Origin of the sequence: Lacticaseibacillus paracasei subsp. paracasei (assembly GCF_000829035.1) — a bacterium.
GTDB lineage: Bacteria > Bacillota > Bacilli > Lactobacillales > Lactobacillaceae > Lacticaseibacillus > Lacticaseibacillus paracasei.
Map to the genome: position 1 here is coordinate 533,891 of NZ_AP012541.1, position 15,890 is coordinate 549,780.

Consider the following 15,890-nt stretch of genomic DNA (forward strand, 5'->3'; position numbering starts at 1 on the left):
ACTAGGAATTACAAGTGTTCATTAGAACTGTCCAAAAGGAGAATTGGAAATGGCTAAAATCGGTTATGCGCGTGTGAGTTCCAAGGAGCAACATTTAGATCGACAGTTAGCGCCTTTAAAAGACGTTGATAAATTATTTACGGATAAATTAAGTGGGGCTAACACTAATCGGCCAGAACTGCAAAAAATGCTGGCCTATATTCGTGAGGGTGATATTGTAATGGTCACTGAATTAGATCGCTTAGGCAGAAACAACCATGATTTGACTAAGATCATGAACTCCATTCAAAATAAGGGTGCCACCCTAGATGTGTTGAATTTACCGTCCATGACAGGGATTGCTGACCCAAATTTACGTCAACTGATGACCAACTTGATTATTGAACTCTATAAGTATCAGGCCGAAAGTGAACGTAAGCGAATCATTGAGCGCCAGCAACAAGGGATTGCCTTAGCTAAGCAGCAGGGTAAATATCATGGGCGCAAACCCCAATATGCCAAAGATGATCCCCGTTTGCAACATGCTTTTAAGCTTTATCGAGCTGGCATGAGTGACATTGATGTGTCCCGAAATACAGGTATTAAACGGACGACCTTTATTCGATACCGTGTGAAATACGGTATTAAAAGAAAATAGGGCCCCCTTTTGGTTAGCACATGTTAACTGAAAGGGTCCCTATTTTCTTTACTTAGTGGCTGGTGAATTAGGCAACATTCCGGCTACCTGAAACGTGAATTTGATAGTGAATTAAGATGGATTCCTGCTTATATTTTACAAAAATCAAAATTGGTCCATTAAAAAGCCTTAGTAGCATCTTTAGATTGGCTAGATTGATCGCAATATCAATCGTCACTGCGATGCTGGCTACCGTTTTAGTCCGCACCAATGAAAGGCCCAAAGGGCCTTTCATGAAGGCAAAACCGCGTTCAATTTTCCCGCGCCGCTTCTCTGCGTCACGATCAACTTGCCGCTGCTTAGCATCCATCTTTTTAGGCTTACGTCCTAAACGTGGTCCCGACAACCTAATGCCTAGTCGTTGACAGAGCTGACGATTCTCGCGGGTACGATAAAGTGTGTCAGCTAAGATTTCATCGGGATAATAACCATGCACGTCGAAATAATGATCGATGGTTGTTGCTAAATCTTGGCTTTCATTGAACGCCTTAAAATCAAATCGTTCGATATCGATCATGCCATCGGCAATTGAGGCATCAATCTTGGGACCAATTCGGTTCGTTGTTTGGCTTTACCACGGTTAATCGGACGAATCCACGGTTGTGCCAAGCTAACAATCCGTCCTGGGACCCGATGGGTCCGATTTTCATACATGAACATTTGCTGGTCAAAAAGTTCACGAATCACAGCCAATCGTTTGGTTTGCCTTTCGTTAAGAGAGGCACCGTGGGCCAACAGCACATCGATATAACGTAGATCACGTCGGACATACTGGAGCTGTACTTTGATCTGCTTGCGTGTTTCCTTAGCCCAACGCCGCGGTTTTCTAGCAAAAGCGGTCCACTTAGCTTTTGCTTCACGTTTGTAGGTTCGTGGAGGCTTGATTTGCAACTGATGAGCCATGTCTAATAACATTTCTTCTAGATTGAGCCGAGCTTGATTTAGCAGCGAAGTATCTTGTGGAAAACGAATTTCAATTGGCACCGCAGTAGCGTCTGTGATCAAGACAGGGAGCTCATCATCTGGCAATAAGCTTTGGATTTGTTCGCGCAAGGTATCACTGATGATATTTCGCACTAGTTCCGTTATTTGACCCATGCGTCGTCTAAAATAAACCAAGGTTGAGTGGTTGAACGGCAGGTCGGTTGTGTAGGTGTCTAGCCCGATAAAGTACTGGTGAGCCGGGGTATCACGAATAGCGGTTACGACCGAACGGTCGGTTAGATGTTCTGCTTGCTTGATCAAACTGGCACCGTAAAGCAGACGAAAGGGTTTAGCAGCGCGCCCACCCATCTCAGTAAAAAGAAGTTGATAGGCTTCATCGAGCTGTTGCCACGGGAGCATGTCGGCTAATTGAACCCACTCATTGTCGGAAGAAAGTGGCACACCAAGGCCGTTGTTAAAGGATTGAAATGACAATTGGGTAGCACGATGTCGCTAAGCCATGATGGTTTCCTCCAGGAAAAATAAAAAGTGCAAGGAAAACAGGCGTTATCCCATGTTTACTTTGCACTAATTATAATCTTTACTATTCTTTAATGCCAATAAAGCTTGCAGTTATGCTGCTTTCACCAGCCACTACTTAAAAGTTGTCTCAGGAATCAGCTTACATCCAAATTGTGTACAATCTATATCATGAGAACTAATTTTAGAGTACGATAAAGTTGATTAACAATTTCGCTAAAGGCGATGATGGGATGAAAAGCACGACGAAATGGGTAACACGGTGGCCCGAACGAATTAGTTACGGCTTAAGTGATGCCGCCGATAATTTAGTCTTTCAAATGATGACGACCTATTTGCTATTCTTTTACACGGATGTTTATGGACTGACACCAAGCGCGGTGGCCATTTTATTTGTCGTGGCGCGGGTAGCTGACGTTGTTGAAAGTTTTGTCATCGGGATCATGATTGATCACACACATTCACGGTTTGGCAAGAGCCGACCGTTCTTCCTCTGGTATTCGTTACCTTACGTTATTTTTGCGGTTCTCACCTTTGTGACGCCTAACTTTTCGTATAATGGTAAATTAATCTGGGCATATGTGACGTATTTAGGCCTTGGATTTCTGTATACGGCTGTTAATCTGCCAATCACGTCAATCTTACCAACGATGTCGCAGAATACTCGTGAGTTGACGTTGTTGGGTGTCATTCGTCAATTCTTTGGCAGTTCGGTTCAAATTGTGGTGGCTGTATTCACATTACCCTTGGTTGCGTTCTTCGGCCACGGTAATCAGCAAAAAGGGTTCTTGGGTACAATCTTCGTGTTTAGCCTGATTTCATTTCTTTTGATTATCAACACGTTTGTCCATGTTCGCGAACGGTTCGCGAATCCTGAAATTGCCCATCAACCGTTAACAACTGTCCTAAAAATGTTGAAACATAATCAGCCATGGATCGTTATGTCAATCGTGATTCTCATGTACTGGCTGGTGACGGCAATTAAGAATCAGACAACCATTTACTATTTTAAATATACGGTGGGAAACGAAAACCTGGTACCACTAGCTAACAGTTTTACCCTGGCAGCGTTAATCGGGGTATTGCTGATCATTCGAATTACCGAGGTTCGCAGTAAGAAGCAAACGATGCTTCGCGGTATTCTAATGGCGCTGGTTGGTCAAGCCGTGATTGCGGTTGGGGTTTATACCAAAATACTGTGGTTCTTGTTTGGCGGTGTCTTGATTAACTCGATTGGCAATGGGATCATTATCGGCCTCGTCTCAATCATGATTGCTGACACAATCCGTTATGGTGCCAGCATGGGGATCCAAGCCGAGGGAATTCTGGCTTCAACGGATGACTTTGGCGTTAACGTCGGCCTTGGTGTTGGCGGCTTGATTACAGCTGGTTTGTTTCACTTTTCGGGTTACGTTGCCAATCGAACCCAGAATGCCGCAACTCTCACCATGATTAATTTGAATTATGTTTGGATTCCGTTGGTTATTTATGTGGGGATGTATTTTGTATTGCGGCTTTATGATGAGGGGCGGATTGAACGAGCAATAGAAGCAAGAAAATAAGTCCGAATTATATTCTAAATAATAGTTTTTGATTTGCTAACTAACACCGGTGCGGTGTGATATTATTACCTTTTTGCGCCAACGGTTATTGCAATTGGCCAAATAATCTTGCAACCTCACTTTTGAAATGCAATAGATTGTGAGTCGTTCCAGTTAGCACTATACTGAAACTGAGTCTAAATCTAAAAGGAGTGGTTTGCATGGCTGAAAAGTATACAGCAGAAATCGTGCCATTGAACGCTGAGAAGATTGGCACCGCGCCGCACGGTGCCGCGACGTTCACGATTGATGGTGCGCAAATGAAGATTCATATCGATATGTTTGATACACCTGCTAATGTGCAGCATTGGGAACATTTCCACGGATTCCCGGATGGTAAGCCAGCAGAAATCGCCACAGCGGCACAAGATGCTAATGGTGACGGTTTCGTTGATCTGCCAGAAACAGAACCGGTTTCCGGTACAACGATGGTGCCATTTGACGCTGAACCGGCCAAGATGCATGTGCCAAATGACAGTTACCCAGTGGCTGATGCAGAAGGTCACTATGCTTATGACAAACTCGTTGATCTAAAGGAATTGCAGACAGCGTTTAAAGCCGCTTTTGGCAGTGACGATTTGCAGCTTGATAAAAGGGTCATTTATATTCATGGTGTGCCGGATACCTTGAAGCTACCGGCTACTGTTCAAGGAACTGTCATGAACTACGATGCCCACGTTACTTTACCAATTGCAGTTGGAAAAATCATCAAAGCTTAAACTAATTAGTTGAATAAATAACCTATAAGTAGTCTTGAAACTTACTGGCAATACGCCTGCTGTTTCAAGGCTATTTTTGGGTTTGAAGACCTTATTTACCTATAAATAGAGCTTTTTACATTATATGTACAGATTAATACCTATAATGTCAATAAGTATGCACCGTTAAAAATATATTGTTAAATAACGAACATTATCATTCCTTTGCGCGGGGTCAACTTGTTAAGCTGGTGTTGGAAGAAGAGAGACGCCGGAAACAATGGAAGGAGGCGCACAGATGCCTAAGAAGTTGATCCATATCGTCATGTTGGCGATGTTGATGCTGACCCAGGTCGGAAGCGCCGTTGTCCCTGTAGCCGACAACGGTGAGACAAACATCACCGAACATGACCGTGCGGCGCCAAAATCCGATCCATCCTCACACCAGAACGATGCGAGCGGACAAGCGGCAATTAGCCAAGACACAATTGAGTCTGACAAGAAACAGACAAGTGCAGCAATGAGCAGTTCTGAGAACCTGTCTAGTATCTTTTAAGAACTATCTTCAGGAAGGCCAATACAACCATTTGAAGACTGCTGTTAAGGGCACGTTCACAGTTTTTCCAAAGTCGCCGACATTTGTCTAGCCAACTCCATGAACGTTCAACGATCCATCGTTGCGGTAACACCGTGAACATATGCAACTCGTTGCGTCTAGCTACCGTCGTCTTAGCATTCAAAATGAGCTTCACCTGATCCGCAAAGTCATTGCCAGTGTAGCCACCATCAACCATGACATGCTGAACCAGCTCTAAATTTTGGCTAGCCAAACTAAGCATAGCTAATGCACCTGAACGATCTGATACATTAGCTCGTGTCACGAGAATGGCTTGTGGTAAACGATTAATATCAACCGCCATATGACGCTTAATCCCTGAAATCTTTTTGCCGCCATCGTAGCCACTATTTTTCGTTAAATCAGTGGTTTTAACACTTTGAGCATCAACAATCACAAACGACGTTCGGGCCGATCGGCCCTGTGCAAAACGATAGGAAGCGACAGTTTTTTTAAAAGCCTTTCTAATAGCGAATTAGCTGTCGGGTCTGGTTTATCTCGCCACATATCGTAATAGCGGTAGACGGTATGCCATTCCGGGAAATCGTGCGGTAATTCACGCCATTGACACCCTGTAGTAAGCGAGTAAAGGATGGCATTGAATACGTCATAAAGATCATAACGACGCGGTCTTGTATGCTTACGGAAGTTTTCTAAATCAGGTTGTATTAACGCAAATTGCGCTCGAGAAATATTGCTTGGATAATCTGGCATGACAAACTCCTCAGTCGGTTTTCCACAATTCTACCAGATTCAGCAGATACTAGACAGGTTCTAATAACTTGGCCTTGAGGTCGAGACCGAGCCGACTACTTTTTTCAAGGCCGATCTGCTCATCAAGCAAAAAGATGCGTTCATTGGTACGAACATCTTCATAGTACCGACGGCGAAAAGATACAGTGCCAATGCTGGTATCGACATGGCGTTCACGCATATCCTTGATTTTAAAAAACTGCTTCCGGTAGGAAGAATCCGCCAAAACCTGATCTTGTTGTTCCAGCATGACACCAAGTAATTGACAAAGAGTCTTTCCAAAACTTTTTTGAGTTTCGATGACTAGATTGGCAAAGTCTAACTTTCCTGTCAGTAAATCAAAGGCAGAGTTTCCAAATGATGTCATCATTTCTGTGATGATTTGTTGTAAGATAGAGTTCAAGAGTGATTCCTCCTAATTGCTAGCTGGTTGATTTGTCATTAACATTCTAGCATGAGTAGGGATCGCTCCCTTTTTGTTTCTGATAATTTACCCACTTAAACTTTACGCTAAGCCTTAAATTTCATCTGTTGTCCTGTATTATATAATGAGTCTGTAATTTTGGGAGAATTTAAAATTTACTTTGTAAAAACAGACTAGTCTTTTCTTTCGTTAAGCTCAATTATAATTCTAGGGGAGTGTCAAGAAGTTTGTGTAAATGAAATGCCTTCGTACATATAATATGTATCTAACTTAAATAAATGATGCTTCCAAGGTGTCCTGGAGTCCTTGGAACCCTCGGTGGATCCGCTTCAGAGACTTCTCGTTATAAACATTAAACTGAGAAACCAGGAAGCGATCCAGTGAATCTTCCGTTGGAAATTGTTCTTTGTGGTGGGTGGTGCGCTTGAGATGCTTATTAAAGTTCTCAATCAGGTTAGTGGAGTATAGTGATTGCCGGATAGCTGGTGGAAAGTCCATGAAAGTGAGTAAATTCGGCATTTTAAGCAGATCTTTGATTAATTTGGGATAGGTCTGATGCCAGTTGTTGGCGAACTCATTCAGTTTCAGTTCGGCTGCTTCACGGTTGGCGGCCCGATGAACTTGTTTAAAGTCACTGATCACGGCCTTGCGGTCTTTTACGCGAACTTTGTTCATCAGATTCCGCCCAACATGAACCAGGCAACGTTGTCGTTTGGCTTTAGGGAAATGCCGATTCAAGCCTTCATCCAAACCAACTAACCCATCGGCCACAAACAACAGCACATCTTTAACGCCCTGCTTGATCAAGGTTCCCAGCAGTTCAGTCCAGATTCCAGTCGATTCCGTTGGCGCCACTTGGTAGTTCAGCACTTCTTTCGTACCATCTGGACGAATGCCAATTGCAATATGAACGGCTTCTTTTTGAACGGTATCCCGCTTTAACGGCAAGTAAGTGGCATCTAAGAAGATGGCCGCATATTGTGAAGCCAGTCGACGTTGCTGGAAAGCTTGAACCTGTTCATTGACGGCTTTAGTCATGTTGGAAACCGTGGCTTTGGAGTAGTGAGCACCGTACATTTTCTCAATGAGTTCGGCAATTTCAGCAGTGGTAATTCCCTTGGTATACAACTGAATGACCGTTGTTTCTAAATTATCACTGTGCCGACCGTAGGCTGGCAAGGTATGATTTTCAAACCGGCCATTGCGATCTCGAGGAATGGTTAAGTTAAGTTGGCCGTACTTCGTATCAAACGAGCGCTCATAACTGCCGTTGCGGTTATTACCAGTGTTAATCCCAGCGTATGAGTAGCGTTCGTAACCCAAAAACTCTGCCAATTCGGTTTGAAGCAGCTGGTTAATCGCAATTTCGAGGTGGTGACGAAAAACTTCGTCCAAATCTTGCTTTTGGGCTAGTGCAGCGATAATTTCTGTGGTAAGTTCATTCATGGGGAATGCCTCCTGTGATGTTTTCTGTGGTTACTAAATATCATAAGGGAAGGCATTCCCTATTTCTATACAATTCAGAAATCTTTTATGCATTTACACAAGATATTTTACGCTCTCAATTCTAGACTTTTGAAGGTAATCAATTTGGTACTTGTTAGTTAATTGGGCCAAAAAAGGTCCTAGTTTATCATTGTTCGGTTGCAAATTATCTAATAATCTTAAATACTGATGTAACTCTTCATCGGTACATTTTTTTTGAAATATCCCCAAATATGTTGATACGTTGTTGTTAATGTTTGTTTTGTTGGCGAAACCGATTCAAGTGAGTCAATGATGTTCCCTAGTTCTTGTGTCTTTTGTGGCGTCCATTGATTATTCTTCGCCAGTAAACGAATGTAATCATATTGTTGCTGTGATTTAGACATTACCCAATATTCCCCAGTTTACAATTCAAGTGCAACACCCTGACGACTAGACCATAAAGGCCATGAAGACCTATTCTTGTTAGTGCTAGCTAAACAAGAAAGCAGGAATCTTCATGACCCACTCTCAGATTAACACCCACAAGCATTACCAACAACTCAGTTTTAGCGACCGTGTTACAATTCAGGCCCTTCAGGCTGCTGGTGACACCGCGACCGTGATTGCACAGAAGCTTCATCGCAGTAAAGCGACAATCTCACGAGAAATCACGCGTTGATCTGTAACTCAGCTCGACTCGAAGCGTCACTCGCATCAAGTCTATCTTGCGGAAACTGCCCAAGCCATGCACGACCGTAAACGCGATAGAACCGGTCACTACGCCTTTCTTAAGACCGGCCGTGCGTTCTTCAAGGCTCTCGCCAGGGAGCTTACTCGTAAGCCGCGCGTACACAGCGTTGATAGCTTCGTACACTTCTATCGCGACCAGGGCAAGGCTTGCCCTTCAACGACAACTGTGTATCGCTACATCGACGCCGGGCTGCTTGAGCTAGACAACATGACACTTCCCAAGAAGCTCCGACGCCGCATCAAAGGCTATAAGAACGCCCACAAGCGCAAGAATAAGAAGATATACGGCGACTCAATCGAGTTGCGTCCTGCGGCCGTGAATGACCGCACAGGCGTGGGACAATGGGAAGGCGACTTGGTCAAAGGTATTCGCTTAGCCGATGAGCCAGCATTAATGACGCTCACAGAACGGTACAGCCGGACTGAGATCATCGTCAAGATTCCTGACTATCATGCGGGCACCTGCCTTAAAGCCTTGCAGGACACGATCGACGACTACGGGGCCAAGGAATTTGAGAGTATCACTTTTGACAATGGTTCCGAGTTTGCCAAGTTATCAGAGATTGTTGGAACCCAGATTTACTTCGCACATCCGTACTCGCCTTGGGAGCGTGGCACAAACGAGAACGCCAATGGACTGCTTAGGGAATTCTTCCCGAAAGGGAAGTCTCTCAGAGCAGTTACCCTGGTTGAAATTCAAGCAGTCCAATCCGCACTGAACCATCGTCCCAGACGTATTCTGAACTATCTTCGCCCATGCGATTACTACCGATGCATGGCGTAACAGCCTAGACCACTATCAAGAATTCGTTATCATCGTTGCACTTGACTTGAAAATTGAGGCATTACCCAATATTTGTTGACTGCCCAAACTTTTTGCCAATTCATATTTTACCTCCATTTTATGTCATTATACGTAAAGCATCAGAGCGTTCTACTGAAGTAGATTGAAAAGCTTACGCTAAACTCGTGAATGGACCTTCATGAGTTTTGTGTCTAGTTTGCTTGGTTAAGAGACTTCAACTTCAGATTGAAAGAGCACCTTTCAAGAAACTTTAATTGTTTATGGTGGCTACCGTGCTCACATTAACAAGTAAAGCCATCCAAAAACACCCAAAATTAATAAACCAATCAGATTTAACACAGTGAACACTTTAAGGAAATGCCACAATGACTGTTCTTCGCTAAACAGCAATAATTGTTTTACTGCAAGCAAATTTGCAAGGGAGGCCACAATTGATCCCAATCCACCTATGTTAACACCTAGGAATAAGGCTGGTAAGTACTTTGTAAAATTGGCCAGTAAGATAGCGGCTGGAACGTTACTAATCGCTTGGCTAGTCATTAGGCTAGCAATATAAACGCTCTGCGGTGTTTGCATTAGCTGATTTAACCAGAGAGTAATATAGGAGTTGTGACTAATAGCACTAACAAAAAGGAAAAAGCAGACGAATGTTAAGAGCAAAGCGTAATCAACATGTTGAAAGACGTGCCAATCAATTCTCAAACCAACAATAATAGTAACAATAATAACTAATGAAATTGGTATCAAGTTAAAAATTCCGAGCATAATAAACCCAATCAGGGAAGTTGCAATACCAATTTGACTAACATGAATGGTAGTTGATTTTGCGGGAACCATCGTTAAGGACTTTCGTGGTACCCACAAGCTTAACGCTACCAGAAGAATCAGACTGGCAATCATCAGAGGAGCCGATAATTTGAAAAAGGTTAATATATCAATGTGATAAGATGTCACAAGGAACAAATTTTGAGGATTCCCAATAGGTGTAAATGAACTTCCAAGATTTGCCGCCATCACGATTAGAGTCAATGGGTAAGCAATTGCTCCCTTCTGATGACGATTTAATGTCATAAAAGTGGGAACTAAAGTTAGAATAGCAATGTCATTGGTCAAAATCATTGATCCACCGAATGCCAGTAAAATAAAAAATTGCGTCATCTGTCGAGTATGTTGTGATTTGACTAAAAGCCAGTCACTTAATGCATCTAAAATATGCATGGTTCGTAATAACTGAACTCCAATCATAAGTGATAAGAGCGTTCCAATCGTGTTCCAGTTAATATCGGTAAATTGTGGCGTCCCAATCAAAAAACTCAGTCCTGCGCAAACTAAAGCAGTAATAAAAATTTTGTCGCTGATGGTACGGCGAAAAACGGTACCCATTAGGCGCTCTCCTTTTTCCTCATCTTGTAGTATCAGTTTGTGTAAAATATTTTGGATTGAAGTCAATATTTGAGACAGATTTTAAGAGACATTCAGAACCGCGTTTACCTTCCACAGCTCAAATAAATCATTAATTGCGATTAATAACTTATTTGAACCCTGGAAAGCATTAAGTCAGGCGGCCATTTGGCTCGTAAGTGTTGCAATTTCAACTTGTAAGGGGGTCTGGTAGCCCAGTGAACTATGAATTCTCTTCCTATTGTAGAAAGCGTGCACATATTCAAAAAGGACGGCAGCGGCAGTTTCATAATCTTCAAAGACCGGCACTGGATAAACACATTCCTTTTTGAGGGAAGCGTGAAAGGATTCCATTGGCGCATTATCATACGGACAACCCTTACGGCTGTATGAGTGGCGGATATGTAGTTCAGTTAAACGTTGATTGTAATCATCGCTGGTATACTGTGATCCTAAATCCGTATGGATAATCAGGTCCCCAGTAATGGTTCGATTTTTAACCGCGCTTTCAAGGGTCTTTAAGACTAAATCAGTATCCATCTTTTTTGAGAACGAATAGCCGATAATCCGTCGTGAGTGCAGGTCCATGATGGTTGATAAGTAACACCAGCGATTACGCTTCGTTTGAATATAGGTCATATCAGCGGTCCATTTTTGATTTAAACCAGTGGTCGAGAAATCCTGCTTAAGCAAGTTGGGACGCTGTTCAACCTTGGTTTTGGAAGCCGAAGCCGCTTTCCACTTATTGACGGTAACGGAGTGGATATCCAGTTCCTTCATGAGCCGGGAAATCCGTCGTGGACTGCACCGAAGCTGCAGTGGTTGAAGTTCCAGATTCAATTCATGGTGGATCTTCATAACACCGTATCGCTGCTTAAATTCCGCAAAGATCCGCAGAATCCGTTGTTTCAAGTCCGCATCTTCGGCCCGGCGTTTTGAAGGTTTGGGGATCGATAACGATAATACTGAGCTCTGGAAACACCGAGGATTCGGCACATCTTGGTTACCTGGTGGTGATGGCTTTCTTGGTGAATGTAATCAAAGATATTGGTTACTTCTGCGCAAGGAAGCCCAGGGCTTTTTTTAGGATTTCGTTCTCCTCGGACAGCGAAGCCAGTCGCTTTTCCATCGCTTTGATTTCGTCTGGCGATTTACCGGATTGAGTTTTGGCCTGGCCCTGGATCCATTTATGAACTGTTGAATAGCCAATGCCATATTCTCTGGCCAGTTGGGCAGCTGATTCGCCTTGCTTATATAGGTTGATAATGTTTTGTTTGAATTCTTTGTCGTAACGAGTTGGCATGTAAAAATTCCTTCCTTTTGAGAGATGATTTATTCATTATACCCTCTCTTAAAAGTTGTCTCAGGAATCAGCTTACATCCAATACGTAAGCAACTAAATATTTTAGTCAGCCTGTAATACCTTGTCGTTCTGCCTCCCTTGCTCAGGGAGGCTTATTTTTGTGCACAGAGTTGACAGAATCGACTCAAAAAGGCAAAAGGTTTACATATGCCGGATTAGGTAACTTACTATGAGCAAATTGTTTGCATACCCAGCATAGCCATGCGATACTGACGGTGAAGGAGCAAAACTCCAATAGCTAGGAGTAAAAAGCTCCTTAGGAGTTGGCAAGCTAAGCTGCTACCCACCCCAAGAATAATCGCGCATACGGACTGCATACTGTTAGGAACCTGCCCCCCTCGGCGGGTCTTCCAGATAAAAGCAATTCCTTGCCAACTCCGCCCCATCCTATATGGATGGGGTTTGCGTTTTGATTGCTTTTGTGCGCTAAATTATCAGCCACAGCAAGGCCGTTGAAACACGATTTAATAACTTGCTTCTGGATGCTTCTAGATTTGTCAGTCAAAGGGGACAAAAAGGGGACAAGGATACCTCAAATGTTGATACATAGCTATCAGTTATGCCCGGTGGAGGCATTCTTTAAAGAACGTCCTGACACAAAAAATCGTTGCAGCGATGATGCTTGCAACGATTTTTTGGTGTCTCATTATTTCTCCGCAGCCGTCAATGCCTGCGCCAGATCATCAATCAAATCCTGCTGATCTTCCAACCCAATCGCAATTCGGACATGTTGCGGTGTCAGGCCTGAGGTGGACCGTTTTTCTTCGGGCAGTTTGAACCATGGTAATTTGACTAAACTGGAGACGGTGCCGAGGGAGTCGGCGAAGTCGAAGACCTTGGTGCTGTTGACGAACTTGATGGGGTCAATGTTGTCGGCCAGTTTGATGGATAGGAGGCCGCTGGCACCGGTGGTTTCTTGTTGGGCTAAGGCATAGCCGGGGTCGCTTTTGAGACCGGGGTAATAAACATGCGCGACGTCGGGATGTTGTTCAAGAAATTCAGCAACCGCCTGGGCATTGCTGGTTTCGCGATCCAGCCGGACAGCGAGCGTGGCGATGCCGCGACAGACAAGACTACAGTCGAGCGGTGCAAGAATCGCGCCGATGGTATTTTGCAAGAAGCCAATCTTTTCACTGATTTCCGGACTGGCTGAGACCACTAAGCCAGCGATGAGGTCGCCGTGGCCGCCGATGTATTTCGTGGCGCTATGCAGGACGATGTCGGCACCGAGATCAAGTGGCCGTTGATAATAAGGGGTGAGGAACGTGTTATCGACAATCGTGAGCAGGTTGTGGGCTTTGGCAAGAGCGCTAATAGCTTTAACGCTGCTGACTTTGAGCAATGGATTGGAGAACGTCTCGAAGAAAATCGCTTTGGTCTCAGGCCGAACGGCTGCTTCAACTGCCGTTAGATCGCGCGGGTCAACCGGTGTGAAGGTCAGGCCATGTTGAGCAAAATACTGATTGAGCAACCGATCTGTTCCGCTGTATAGTGAATCACCGATAATAAAGTGGCTGCCATCCGGGAAAATCGCGAGAACCGTCGCAATCGCTGCAACCCCGCTGGAAAAGGCAAACCCTGCATCGCCATTCTCGAGAGTAGCGATTTGACGTTCAAGATAGTCGCGGGTTGGATTGCTGCTGCGGGCATAGTCCCAATCGCTAGTGCCACCATCAGGCGCAAAGCGGTACATGGCGCTTTGATAAACTGGCGGTACGATTGCACCAGCTTTATCTGTTTGCAATTGTGGACCATGAACTAGTTTGGTATTGAATTGGGTCATATGCCCGACCTCCTCATATGATTGGTTGACAACTTATGTCGCGTCACGGCCTACATATAGTCGCGACTTTTAGCCAATAGTTAATAGGTAACGCAAAGCGATTATTTAGTGGTTAAATCAGCGCCAAAGTATTTCTCAGACAATTTCTTTAAAGTGCCATCGCTTCTAAGTTCCTGAATGCCTTTGGATAAGGCTTTCTGCAAGTTAGGCGATTTCTTACTGATCATTCCAGCCACTTCGTCAGGCTTCACATCGCTATCTTTAAGTGTCTGGCTCTTTAAACCGGTTGTGGAATTGCTCTTAGCGTAGGCATACCAGGCGGCGGTGGCGTTGATGGTGCCATCTGCGCGATTTTCCTTAACCAGATTGAGCGAAACAGTGAAGTCGCCAGAAGGTGTAATGTTGGCACCGTATTTTTTAGCTAGGGCAGCATTTGGGGTGCCAGTGCCTTCAACAAAAGTCTTGCCTTTGATGTCGTTCAAACCCTTAATCGGGGTTTCATCGCTGCGAGTGATCAAAGCATATCGGGAGTACATGTACGGTGTGGTGAAGTTGTAAACTATCTTACGCTGGGGTGTTTCACTGATGTTATTGAGCACGAGGTCGAACTTTTGACTTCCAAGGCCAGCGATCAGGGAATCCCATTGGGTAGGAACAAACTTGGCTTTGACGCCGACTTTCTTGGCTAGAGCCTTGCCAAGATCGACTTCGAAGCCTTGCAGCTTGCCATCTTTGCGATAAGAGAAGGGCGCATAAGTGCCTTCGAGGCCGATGGTCAACTCATTTTTATTGATAAGTTCGCTCGTGACCGTGCTTGTTTTACTGCTGTCAGCTTTACTGCTAGAGCAAGCTGCCAAAACGAACGCGGAAAGGGCAACAATTGGTAATAAGACCCACAACTTTTTCTTTAACATTAGAATCTTCCTTCCATAATGGTGTTTTTAGTTACAGCTGCGTTGTCTGCACATTGCTGGTATAGCGTGACGTGACTTTTTCAAGATAGCGCTGTCCCCAAGTTAAGACGGTGCAGACAACGGCATAAAGCAAAGCGACCAGTGAATACATCAATAATGGCTGATAGTTCTCAGCAGCGATCTGCTGACTCACCTGAAACATTTCGACGATAGTGATCGAAGCCGCCAGTGAGGTGTCCTTGACGAGACTGATAAAACTGTTTGATAGTGGCGGGACGGCCGTGCGTAGTGCTTGCGGAATGATAATTTCACGCAGAACCAAGCGCCGCGGCAAGCCGACTGAGTAGGCAGCCTCCCATTGACCGTGATCAATCGACAGCAGCGCCGCTCGAATTGTTTCAGCACAATAAGCCCCCGTGTTCAACGAAAAGGTGATGATACCGGCAACCACTGGATCGAGTTTGATACCGTGAGGAAAAATGCCCGGAATGATCAGACTTGGTAGCCCAAAGAAGACAATGAACAACTGCACCAGCAACGGGGTTGAACGGAAAAGCCAAACATAAAATGAAGCGAAGCCTTTTGCAAAGGTGATCCAAAAGCCTTTTCGTACCGAGATGCGCGTCAGTGCCGTGATCAATGCAATGATGAGGCCAATCGCGAATGAAACTAGCGCGATAGGGATCGTGTATTTGATTCCCGCCGCCGCCATTTGTGGAACGGCATCGGCAACAATTTTCCACATACTTTTTCCTCCTTGAATCGACTCACACAGGCGTGATAGGTTGATTGAAGTGGGTTGCGCGCGTCCCTGATCGTGCTCAGAAATGCGATCACAGGCGTAGAAACCTGCCCATAAACGTGCCTGTGATCGCTCTACAAAAAAATCCGCCCAAGTCTATTGTGACAATAGACAAGGACGGATTTTCCGCGTTACCACCTTGATTAACCGATCGAAATCGATTCTCTCTAAGTACTTCGCAAGTTTGCGTTATACCCTGACTCAGTAACGGGAGTGCCCGTCAGTTGCTTGCAAGATGTGTTCGCAACTGAATGCTTCAAAAGACCATCTTCGCCAGTGCCCGATCATTGTCTTTCACCAAATGACAACTCGCTGCGGACCTTCGACTGGTTACTCATCTTTTCGTCTGTGTGATATTGACATCACATTAGGC

The 15,890-nt window shown here is 44.5% G+C and carries 12 protein-coding genes, 4 pseudogenes and 1 other annotated feature; of the genes and pseudogenes, 5 read left to right on the forward strand and 11 right to left on the reverse strand.

Annotated features, from left to right (window positions below; genetic code table 11):
- Positions 1–49: 49 nt before the first annotated feature.
- Complete coding sequence (locus LBPC_RS02590; protein ID WP_003661676.1) at positions 50–637, forward strand: recombinase family protein; 588 nt, start codon at positions 50–52, stop codon at positions 635–637.
- 67 nt (positions 638–704) lie between these two features.
- Here LBPC_RS02590 and LBPC_RS15140 read toward each other — a convergent pair.
- Positions 705–2,095 (reverse strand): annotated as a pseudogene (locus tag LBPC_RS15140) (IS5-like element ISLrh3 family transposase).
- A gap of 278 nt (positions 2,096–2,373) precedes the next feature.
- On the opposite strand from LBPC_RS15140, the gene LBPC_RS02605 reads away from it, so the two are divergent.
- From LBPC_RS02605 to LBPC_RS02615, 3 genes and pseudogenes are all read left to right on the forward strand, one after another.
- Positions 2,374–3,702 carry a glycoside-pentoside-hexuronide (GPH):cation symporter gene (locus tag LBPC_RS02605; RefSeq protein WP_016388654.1) on the forward strand — a complete coding sequence of 443 codons (1,329 nt, stop codon included), beginning with the start codon at positions 2,374–2,376 and terminating at the stop codon, positions 3,700–3,702.
- Between the two features lie 200 nt (positions 3,703–3,902).
- Positions 3,903–4,460: a hypothetical protein gene (locus LBPC_RS02610; protein WP_003567312.1), complete on the forward strand. Its 558-nt coding sequence runs from the start codon at positions 3,903–3,905 to the stop codon at positions 4,458–4,460.
- A 277-nt stretch (positions 4,461–4,737) separates the two neighbouring features.
- A pseudogene (locus LBPC_RS02615) lies at positions 4,738–4,977 on the forward strand (hypothetical protein); the annotation flags it as partial.
- A gap of 4 nt (positions 4,978–4,981) precedes the next feature.
- Here LBPC_RS02615 and LBPC_RS15145 read toward each other — a convergent pair.
- The 4 genes and pseudogenes from LBPC_RS15145 to LBPC_RS17435 all read right to left on the reverse strand — a co-directional run bounded on the left by LBPC_RS15145 (position 4,982) and on the right by LBPC_RS17435 (position 8,103).
- Positions 4,982–5,769 (reverse strand): IS5 family transposase gene (locus LBPC_RS15145; RefSeq protein ID WP_144340477.1). Its coding sequence is split into 2 segments (ribosomal slippage): positions 4,982–5,502 and positions 5,502–5,769, totalling 789 coding nucleotides; the frame shifts between segments, so codons are not numbered across the junction.
- 49 nt (positions 5,770–5,818) lie between these two features.
- Positions 5,819–6,211, reverse strand: coding sequence for a UPF0236 family transposase-like protein (locus LBPC_RS02625; RefSeq protein ID WP_003587174.1), 393 nt, complete (start codon positions 6,209–6,211; stop codon positions 5,819–5,821).
- Positions 6,212–6,502: 291 nt separating this feature from the next.
- Positions 6,503–7,678: an IS256 family transposase gene (locus LBPC_RS02630; protein WP_001748085.1), complete on the reverse strand. Its 1,176-nt coding sequence runs from the start codon at positions 7,676–7,678 to the stop codon at positions 6,503–6,505.
- A 93-nt stretch (positions 7,679–7,771) separates the two neighbouring features.
- A pseudogene (locus LBPC_RS17435) lies at positions 7,772–8,103 on the reverse strand (DUF1722 domain-containing protein).
- A 113-nt stretch (positions 8,104–8,216) separates the two neighbouring features.
- On the opposite strand from LBPC_RS17435, the pseudogene LBPC_RS16345 reads away from it, so the two are divergent.
- Positions 8,217–9,233, forward strand: a pseudogene (locus LBPC_RS16345) (IS30 family transposase).
- 297 nt (positions 9,234–9,530) lie between these two features.
- Here the strand turns inward: LBPC_RS16345 and LBPC_RS02645 are convergent.
- The 6 genes from LBPC_RS02645 to LBPC_RS02670 all read right to left on the reverse strand — a co-directional run bounded on the left by LBPC_RS02645 (position 9,531) and on the right by LBPC_RS02670 (position 15,460).
- Entirely contained in the window at positions 9,531–10,637 is a 1,107-nt protein-coding gene (locus LBPC_RS02645; protein ID WP_003587178.1) for an SLC13 family permease, read from the reverse strand.
- Positions 10,638–10,811: 174 nt separating this feature from the next.
- Positions 10,812–11,651, reverse strand: a complete 840-nt coding sequence (locus LBPC_RS02650) for an IS3 family transposase (protein WP_263853050.1) — start codon at positions 11,649–11,651, stop codon at positions 10,812–10,814.
- Positions 11,652–11,706: 55 nt separating this feature from the next.
- Positions 11,707–11,958 carry an IS3 family transposase gene (locus LBPC_RS02655; protein ID WP_002816285.1) on the reverse strand — a complete coding sequence of 84 codons (252 nt, stop codon included), beginning with the start codon at positions 11,956–11,958 and terminating at the stop codon, positions 11,707–11,709.
- A 706-nt stretch (positions 11,959–12,664) separates the two neighbouring features.
- Positions 12,665–13,801, reverse strand: coding sequence for a trans-sulfuration enzyme family protein (locus LBPC_RS02660; RefSeq protein WP_003662769.1), 1,137 nt, complete (start codon positions 13,799–13,801; stop codon positions 12,665–12,667).
- Positions 13,802–13,902: 101 nt separating this feature from the next.
- On the reverse strand, positions 13,903–14,715 hold the full coding sequence (locus LBPC_RS02665; protein ID WP_003662770.1) for a transporter substrate-binding domain-containing protein: 813 nt from the start codon (positions 14,713–14,715) through the stop codon (positions 13,903–13,905).
- A gap of 31 nt (positions 14,716–14,746) precedes the next feature.
- Positions 14,747–15,460 carry an amino acid ABC transporter permease gene (locus LBPC_RS02670; RefSeq protein ID WP_003597676.1) on the reverse strand — a complete coding sequence of 238 codons (714 nt, stop codon included), beginning with the start codon at positions 15,458–15,460 and terminating at the stop codon, positions 14,747–14,749.
- Positions 15,461–15,627: 167 nt separating this feature from the next.
- Positions 15,628–15,872: a binding site (T-box leader), on the reverse strand.
- Positions 15,873–15,890 lie beyond the last annotated feature (18 nt).

What these genes read in the sequence shown, in the direction of transcription:
- LBPC_RS02590 (WP_003661676.1), top strand. Translation starts at nt 50, where the DNA reads ATGGCTAAAATCGGTTATGCGCGTGTGAGTTCCAAGGAGCAACATTTA.
- LBPC_RS02605 (WP_016388654.1), top strand. Translation starts at nt 2,374, where the DNA reads ATGAAAAGCACGACGAAATGGGTAACACGGTGGCCCGAACGAATTAGT.
- LBPC_RS02610 (WP_003567312.1), top strand. Translation starts at nt 3,903, where the DNA reads ATGGCTGAAAAGTATACAGCAGAAATCGTGCCATTGAACGCTGAGAAG.
- LBPC_RS02630 (WP_001748085.1), bottom strand. Translation starts at nt 7,678, where the DNA reads ATGAATGAACTTACCACAGAAATTATCGCTGCACTAGCCCAAAAGCAA.
- LBPC_RS02645 (WP_003587178.1), bottom strand. Translation starts at nt 10,637, where the DNA reads ATGGGTACCGTTTTTCGCCGTACCATCAGCGACAAAATTTTTATTACT.
- LBPC_RS02655 (WP_002816285.1), bottom strand. Translation starts at nt 11,958, where the DNA reads ATGCCAACTCGTTACGACAAAGAATTCAAACAAAACATTATCAACCTA.
- LBPC_RS02660 (WP_003662769.1), bottom strand. Translation starts at nt 13,801, where the DNA reads ATGACCCAATTCAATACCAAACTAGTTCATGGTCCACAATTGCAAACA.
- LBPC_RS02665 (WP_003662770.1), bottom strand. Translation starts at nt 14,715, where the DNA reads ATGTTAAAGAAAAAGTTGTGGGTCTTATTACCAATTGTTGCCCTTTCC.
- LBPC_RS02670 (WP_003597676.1), bottom strand. Translation starts at nt 15,460, where the DNA reads ATGTGGAAAATTGTTGCCGATGCCGTTCCACAAATGGCGGCGGCGGGA.